The following is a 7,071-nucleotide window of genomic DNA, read 5'->3' as shown; positions in this document are numbered from 1 at the left end:
AAGGTGGAAATTGAGTGGGCTTTATTAGCAATTGCACAAAACTTAAGGAAAAAAGTAGCCTAAATAGGCACTTTTTAATGTTTTTTTCCAAAAAAGATTAGTAAAAAGCAAAAATAAGCAAAACGATTAAAACCGTTGCTATACAATGCTTTATAAAACAGTAGTCTTAGGTTGGAACTCGGTGTCTGATAGGTTTTAGGCGGAAAATGACAAGGTTAGGTTACTAATTCGTTACCGATTGACAAAGGCAGCATTACAGCTTAACTGATTATATTTCAGTCTTTTGCACTCTTTTTTACATTCCCTTGTAACTCAATGTAATTTAATTTTAAACATTAAACATTTGAGTTATGGAACAGACAAAAAAGTCCACGTTCAAACTACTTTTCTATTTGAAAAAGAACGAACTGAAAAAGAACGGTAATGCCCCGATTATGGCACGTATTACCATTGATGGAACAGCTAAAACTTTCGGGACAAAGTTAGAAATAAACCCCAATAATTGGGATTTAAAGTACGGAAGAGTTGAAGGTAAAAGTGCAACAGCTTTAAGCATCAACCAAAAATTAGATAATATACGTGGGCGTATCGACAAGATTTATGAAGATATGCTCAAGCACGAGGGCTTTGCTACCGCCCAAAAAGTAAAGCTCTCATTCTTGGGTGTTGGTGTAATGGATGATGCAATACTAAAAGTCTTCAATGATCAAAATGAGGATTTTAAAAAATTGGTCGAAAAGGAAGAACGTTCGCAAAGTACCTACAACAAGTATATCACAGTTTACAATCATCTTACCACCTTTATAAAAGAACGCTATCATCGTGATGATATGGCTTTTCGGGAATTCACTGCCGACTTTATTCGTGAGTTTGATTTTTACCTCCGGTACGATTTACAGTCTTCCCATAATACGGTTTGGGTTTACACTATGCCTGTATTAAGTCTGGTAGAACTGGCTATTAAGAAAGGCTTGATACGTGATAATCCGTTTCAGGATTACGAAATCAGTATGGAAGAAACCGACAGAGGTTATTTACTGAAAGAAGATGTAGAAAAACTAATGATGTGCAAACCTCCGCACAAACGGTATGAGGTAGTAAAAGACCTGTTTATTTTCAGTTGTTTCACCGGACTTGCTTATGCGGATATTAAAAAATTGACAAGGAACAACATTCAATCATTCTTTGACGGTCATCAATGGATTATCAGCAGAAGAAAGAAATCCGATATTGCTTCCAATGTTCGGTTAATGGAAATACCTAAACGCATCATTGAAAAATATTTAGGTACGACCCGCAATGAGTTTATCTTCCCTGTTCCGACCAATGTAACCTGCAATAACCACATTACTAAACTGATTGAAACAGCGGAAATTATTACGGAGCAAAAAGTAACTTTCCACACGGCAAGGCATACTTTCGGAACAATGTTTTTGACCGAGGGTGTACCGCTTGAAAGTTTAAGCAAAATGATGGGGCATAAAAACATTTCCACTACACAGATTTATGCTAAAATCACAAGCCAAAAAATCAGTAAGGATATGGATTTGGTAGCCCCAAAATTTCAAGCTATGGAAGAAGCATTTTTAACAGCAATCTAATTAGCTTTTATCACTTCATAACAGAGCAGAACTTAACGGTTCTGCTTTTTTTATGCCCATACTTTTTTGTAGCCAAAGCACGTTTACTTTTCCCCTCACTTTCCCAATGCTGTAAAAGAGCTTTTTGCCTACTTCTGAAACAGAAAATTGAAAAATGCCCCTACCCGCTACTACCTTTTTAAAGCATTTTTCAAATCCCTGTTAGTGTGGCTATAAAAGCCACCTACAAAAAAAACATTTATAAATCCAGCGAATTGGAAGTGTTATTTCAATTCACTGGGAACCATTTATCAATGCCATTTTCTTAGGCTTCCACAATTTTTTTTATCCAAAGAACCGTATGCTTTTTTGTCCCATTTCAAGAGCAAAGGTATTTCCGTGTTCTTAACGCCGACAAAAGGTCAAGCAAGTTTGTAAAAAAATCTCCACCCGTTGGGTAGTATTTGTTTTCCAAAACCTTGTGTCGCCTAAACACGAACCTTTTATGCTCGTGAAACGAAACATAGCATACTCCGGCTCTTTACACGAATAAAAAAAATGTCAGATACGAAGATTAAAAACATTGGAAATGGTAATGAAACGAAACAGCACCTCCTCTCATTGCCGAATAAATCAAAAAAAATCAAATCAAAATCAATCACTAAAAATCAAAGGATATGAACATCACAGGCAGACTGACAAGAGATGCGGAAGTACGCACATTGTCGAACGAAAAACAGGTAGTAAACTTTTCAGTAGCGATAAATGACGGCTATCGCAACAAACAGGGCGAACGAGTAGAGCAAACGACCTACTTCGATTGTGCTTATTGGATAACCCCCAATGTGGCAAGGCTACTGACCAAAGGCACTTTGGTAGAACTTACAGGACGAGTAAGTACAAGGGCGTGGGTAAGCAAAGACGGAGAAGCAAGAGCAGGTCTGAATTTCCATACCTCAAGCATCAAATTACACGGAGGTAGCAGGAGAACCGAAACCGTACAGGCTACTGCACAATCTGAAAGTAACGGTACAGCAGGACAAGGCACGGAGGACGACCTCCCATTTTAATCAAGAACATTCATTTTTTAACATCAAAATTTTAAGCATTATGGCACACAACATCAATTTCAACGAGAAAACAGGAAAGTACAGTTTCTTTACAGTACAGCAAAAAGCGTGGCACGGATTAGGACAGATTGTCGAACAATACCCGACAAGCGAGGAAGCTATCAAACACGCAGGGTTAGACTATGAAGTCGTAAAATCCCCACTATTTACCAAGGGTTCGGGCATTATCGAAACTTCACAGGGTATTGAGATAGGCAGTAACGAGTTTGAAGTACCTAACTATTTCGCAAACATACGCACCGATAACAATGCGGTATTAGGCGTAGTTGGTAAGGATTACCACATCGTGCAAAACCGTGAAGCCTTTAATTTCTTTGATGCTATTGTTGACGGTGGCGAGGGTATTCTCTATGAAACCGCAGGAGCATTGGGCAAAGGGGAACGCATTTTTATCACAGCGAAACTGCCCGACTATATCCGTGTAGGCAATGGCGATGACGTAACGGAAAAGTACATCTTCCTAACCACTTCACACGATGGTAGCGGAAGTATCACAGCCGCATTTACACCCATTAGGATAGTTTGTCAAAATACCCTAAACGCTTCATTACGGAGTATGACCAATGTAGTAAGGATAAAACATACTTCGGGAGCGAAACAGCGTATCGAGAACGCTCATAAGATTATGGGATTGGCGAACACGTTGAGCAATCAATTAGAGGGCATATTCAACCAATGGACAAAGGTAAAAGTAACAGACCGTGAGGTAAGAAAGTTAATCCAAATAGCACTTTGCCCAAACAAAGAAACGCTTGACCTGCTCAAAAAGGGTGCAGAAGATGAAGTTTCCACCGTGTTTAAAAACGTAGTTGATGATGCTTTTGGCTATGCAATGATGAGCGACACACAACAGATGAACACCACCAAAGGTACTTTGTTCGGAGCATACAATGCTGTTACAGGCTACTTCCAAAATGTACGCAATTACAGGGATGACGAAGCCAAGTTACAGAGTATTGTATTGGGTGGAACGGCTCAAATGAAAGGACAAAAAGCATTTGACCTATGTACAGCCTTTGCGAAAGACGGTGCGGAAATCCTAAACCTCAATTAGATAATCACAGGCTACCGCCACAATCGGTGGTAGCCTGTTAAAAATAAGTTTTATGAAAGCGATAACAATAGAGGAAGCCAAAAATTTGGCGAGAGCCAAGAGCCTTGAAAAGAAGCACAAAGGCGAAAGCGTATTTATCATTTACTGCAATCGTACAGAGCATTTCTATATAGACACGAACGGTTTAGTACGCCTTTGGGAAAAATTATACGGCTACTATGTAAATGGGGTTTATGCCACCGAAGATTAACGCATAACATTCAAAAGCAGTTACAATGGAAACGAACGCCATAGCGATAAAATTTGTCAGCCACGAAGTACCCGAATTGGAAACGCTGAAAACCTCAAAGGTCTATCAGCTAAGGGAAAAACTGAACAAGGGCGAGAAGCTAAGCCGAGCCGAGAAAAATTGGATTGCGGAAGCGGTAAACCGAAACGCCTTTTTTAACAGGGCAGTTCCCCTAATGGGTTATCGGTTTGGGTTTGATGATATTCTAAAAACCTATGTAGTGAAGCAGTACGACAGTTGGCAGGAATACAGCGCACCCGACAAAACGAGCCTACGGAGTATAATCTATGGCAGGATTGACCAAATAGTAGAAATCAGTCATTAACACTTAAAGCAATCAAAGATGGAAACAACAGATAGAATTACCAAAGAAACAGACCTTGAAAAGTTTTGCAGGGAGCGATTTAAGCACTTGACCAATGCACAGCTTGTGGCAAGGGTAAACGGTCTTCCCGATTTTGGTTGGGATGATGAGGGCGTGGAACTGCGAAGAAGGCATAGGGTATCAAACGGTGCGTTTGACTATGCCTTTAATCATAACACGATGGTAATCCTAAAAGACGATTAATGATGTACGTAACAGATTTAAACGGTTGCCAAATCGAAGTAACGGATTTAAAGGAAGCCATAAAAATAGCAGGGCGGTACAAAGAATACCGCCACGAGGACGAGCGTTTTTCCGAGTTCGACAAGAGGCAAAAAGCCTATTGGGCGGATATGTACGAGAAACTTACAGCCATCAAAGAACAAGTAACAACACATTAAAACTCACAGTAATGAACACAAATTTTTTCAATCAAGTACAGCAGTTGGATTTTACAGGAATATTGCAACTGAACATTTCTAAGGGGATAGAAAACAAACTAATCGTAACAGTATTGCTCAACAATGAGCAATGCGGAGATAGTGCGAAAAACCTCATTCCCCCATTGATTTTTAACGCCACTCCGCAGGAGTTTGACGAGGGATTTTTTGAGCAGATAAACGCACCAATTAAAGCCATATCGGGTTTAATGGTGGATATGGAAGCCTTTATGAAGCAAATGGAAACCGTCAAACTGCAATCCGAAATGGAGAAGCAGAAAACCGAGAAAGCCAAAAAGGAAAAAGAAACCAAAGACAAGAAGTACAAAGACGGTATGGCAAAGGTGGACGAGTTGGAGAAAGAGGGCAAGTTCCGTGAAGCGTGGATGAAAGTACCCGACATTACGGAGTTTCCCGAAAAAGCGGACGAGATACGCAAACGCAAAACGTCATTGTCCGACAAGTTCGGGACACCGAGCCTTTTTGGTGGAGTAACGGAGGAGCAACCCGAACCACCAAAAACGGAGGAGGTTGCTACCTATTGCCCAATAAATACAACAAACGAAGAAGTAGAATATTAACAATTAAAAACGAACATTATGTTATTAGCAACAGTATTACCGAGAGTTTTCATACTCAAAGATAAAGGACAGGATATTCCATTGACTGACCCCGAACCACGTTGGAGCGTGGAAGCCGTGATGAATTATTACGCCAATTTGTATCCGATACTGACGACTGCAAAGGTATCGGCACCCAAGATAAAAGACGATGCAGTCGAGTACAGGTTTGAAAGCGTAATGGGTACGAAAGGTTAAACCAAAATTTAAAAGCAATGAATTATGCAACGCAACAAAATATTGGGAACAATCAGCATACCCGAACAGAAAAGGCAACGGCAATTACACCGACAGTTGGGCGAGTTCGCAGACTGGATGCAAAGACCAAAAGATGCAAACGAAGTTCGGGAAGACAAAGGGAAATCCGTACCGATAGCAATGCTACCAATGGTTTTCTAAAGTGTACGTTTCTGCCGAAACTGAAAACGGCACAATCCGTACAGGTTTGTCAGAAAACGGAAAGGGATTTTTATCAGTCCCTTTCCAAACTTGCCAGGCATTACAGCATTGAACCGATGCAGACCCGACAGGATTACAGCTATCCCTACAATATGGTATTGGCTATGTGGGATATGGATAACCAATTGAAACGAACCGTTGCAAATTGGGATAGTTTAAAACTGATACAGGACAGTCAGAAAACCTTTTTTGTGAGTGAGGAAAAGTATGATACAGGTACGACCCTGTATTATATCCCCATTGTTCCACTCTTTAAAATGCTTCACGACCCGAAGCATAAGAAGAATGCCCAATTACTTATTTCGGTTTACAGTTATCTGTACCACATTGCGGATATTCCGTATTACAGGCAAGAAGAAAGCTATCTGTATTGGCTATATGAGATGCACAAAGATTGGGTAGAACAGGACGATGAAACAGAAGAAATGGAAACCTACAAACGTGAATTTTCGATTGCTGAATATATTGGCGACAGCGTAGAACAAAGGCTATTCAACCGTATCAATTTAACGGTATTTGAACAGCGTTTAAACCTTTTTAAAAGCCGTGACACATTCGACAGGGAATGTTGGCAGATAGCCTGTAATGCGTTTGACCTCTATACGGAATACCCTACAGCATCCGTTTTCAGAAACGCACCCATTCCCGAGCAAGACCCTTATGACGATGATTACGAAAATGAGGTCATAGGAATGCAAAAGTATATTTCCTTTATCGCTGATACCAAAGGTTGGCTATATGAAAGTCTTTCGGACAGTATCAACAACGAATTTAACGAGTACGGAGCGATAGAAGAACCGACCATTACCAAACAATTTGACGGAATTGAAATAACCACAAACAATCTTGATTTTGAAAATCGTCTTTTTGTGTTATTGGATGACCTATGTACACTATTGCACAACTATAAAACAGTAGAAAAATGAACGATGCAACAGATATAACCGAAGATTTCGGGACATTATACCACCCAAAATCCGCTTTGGTTTTCTATGAAACCATAGGAACGGAAACCGATATGTATGTGGAGCATTTTGATATGGATTGTTATGACTTTAACAAATAAATTTTATTTTTTTAAGCCGCCGCTCCGCTATTTTTTATATATGGTGTCTGCTTATTTATGACAGCTGCC

General features: G+C 39.9%; 11 protein-coding genes. All 11 read left to right on the top strand.

The window, feature by feature from the left end; genetic code table 11:
* Positions 1-350 precede the first annotated feature (350 nt).
* Positions 351-1,601, top strand: coding sequence for a site-specific integrase (locus tag EDC17_RS16305; protein ID WP_132779254.1), 1,251 nt, complete (start codon positions 351-353; stop codon positions 1,599-1,601).
* A 656-nt stretch (positions 1,602-2,257) separates the two neighbouring features.
* Complete coding sequence (locus EDC17_RS16300) at positions 2,258-2,650, top strand: single-stranded DNA-binding protein (RefSeq protein ID WP_132779252.1); 393 nt, start codon at positions 2,258-2,260, stop codon at positions 2,648-2,650.
* A 40-nt stretch (positions 2,651-2,690) separates the two neighbouring features.
* Positions 2,691-3,764, top strand: a complete 1,074-nt coding sequence (locus EDC17_RS16295) for a DUF932 domain-containing protein (RefSeq protein ID WP_132779250.1) — start codon at positions 2,691-2,693, stop codon at positions 3,762-3,764.
* 52 nt (positions 3,765-3,816) lie between these two features.
* Positions 3,817-4,014 (top strand): DNA-binding protein, encoded by a 198-nt coding sequence (locus tag EDC17_RS16290; RefSeq protein WP_115170672.1) that lies wholly within the window; start codon positions 3,817-3,819, stop codon positions 4,012-4,014.
* Between the two features lie 25 nt (positions 4,015-4,039).
* Positions 4,040-4,378 (top strand): molybdenum ABC transporter ATP-binding protein, encoded by a 339-nt coding sequence (locus EDC17_RS16285; RefSeq protein ID WP_132779248.1) that lies wholly within the window; start codon positions 4,040-4,042, stop codon positions 4,376-4,378.
* A gap of 18 nt (positions 4,379-4,396) precedes the next feature.
* Entirely contained in the window at positions 4,397-4,621 is a 225-nt protein-coding gene (locus EDC17_RS16280; protein ID WP_002993146.1) for a hypothetical protein, read from the top strand.
* Positions 4,621-4,818 carry a hypothetical protein gene (locus tag EDC17_RS16275; protein ID WP_002993148.1) on the top strand — a complete coding sequence of 66 codons (198 nt, stop codon included), beginning with the start codon at positions 4,621-4,623 and terminating at the stop codon, positions 4,816-4,818. The genes EDC17_RS16280 and EDC17_RS16275 overlap by 1 nt, the downstream gene beginning before the upstream one ends.
* An 11-nt stretch (positions 4,819-4,829) precedes the next feature.
* Positions 4,830-5,438, top strand: a complete 609-nt coding sequence (locus EDC17_RS16270) for a PRTRC system protein E (protein ID WP_091100998.1) — start codon at positions 4,830-4,832, stop codon at positions 5,436-5,438.
* A gap of 18 nt (positions 5,439-5,456) precedes the next feature.
* On the top strand, positions 5,457-5,675 hold the full coding sequence (locus tag EDC17_RS16265) for a PRTRC system protein C (RefSeq protein WP_115170673.1): 219 nt from the start codon (positions 5,457-5,459) through the stop codon (positions 5,673-5,675).
* A 17-nt stretch (positions 5,676-5,692) separates the two neighbouring features.
* Positions 5,693-6,862, top strand: a complete 1,170-nt coding sequence (locus tag EDC17_RS16260; protein ID WP_115170674.1) for a hypothetical protein — start codon at positions 5,693-5,695, stop codon at positions 6,860-6,862.
* The gene (locus EDC17_RS16255; protein WP_243646185.1) at positions 6,859-7,002 is read left to right on the top strand and encodes a hypothetical protein; all 144 of its coding nucleotides are present in this window, start codon (positions 6,859-6,861) and stop codon (positions 7,000-7,002) included. The genes EDC17_RS16260 and EDC17_RS16255 overlap by 4 nt, the downstream gene beginning before the upstream one ends.
* Positions 7,003-7,071 lie beyond the last annotated feature (69 nt).

It is taken from the genome of Sphingobacterium alimentarium, assembly GCF_004342685.1.
GTDB classification, from domain to species: domain Bacteria; phylum Bacteroidota; class Bacteroidia; order Sphingobacteriales; family Sphingobacteriaceae; genus Sphingobacterium; species Sphingobacterium alimentarium.
The sequence above is the reverse complement of the archived record's forward strand: the minus strand, read 5'-3'. Positions and strand labels throughout refer to the sequence as shown.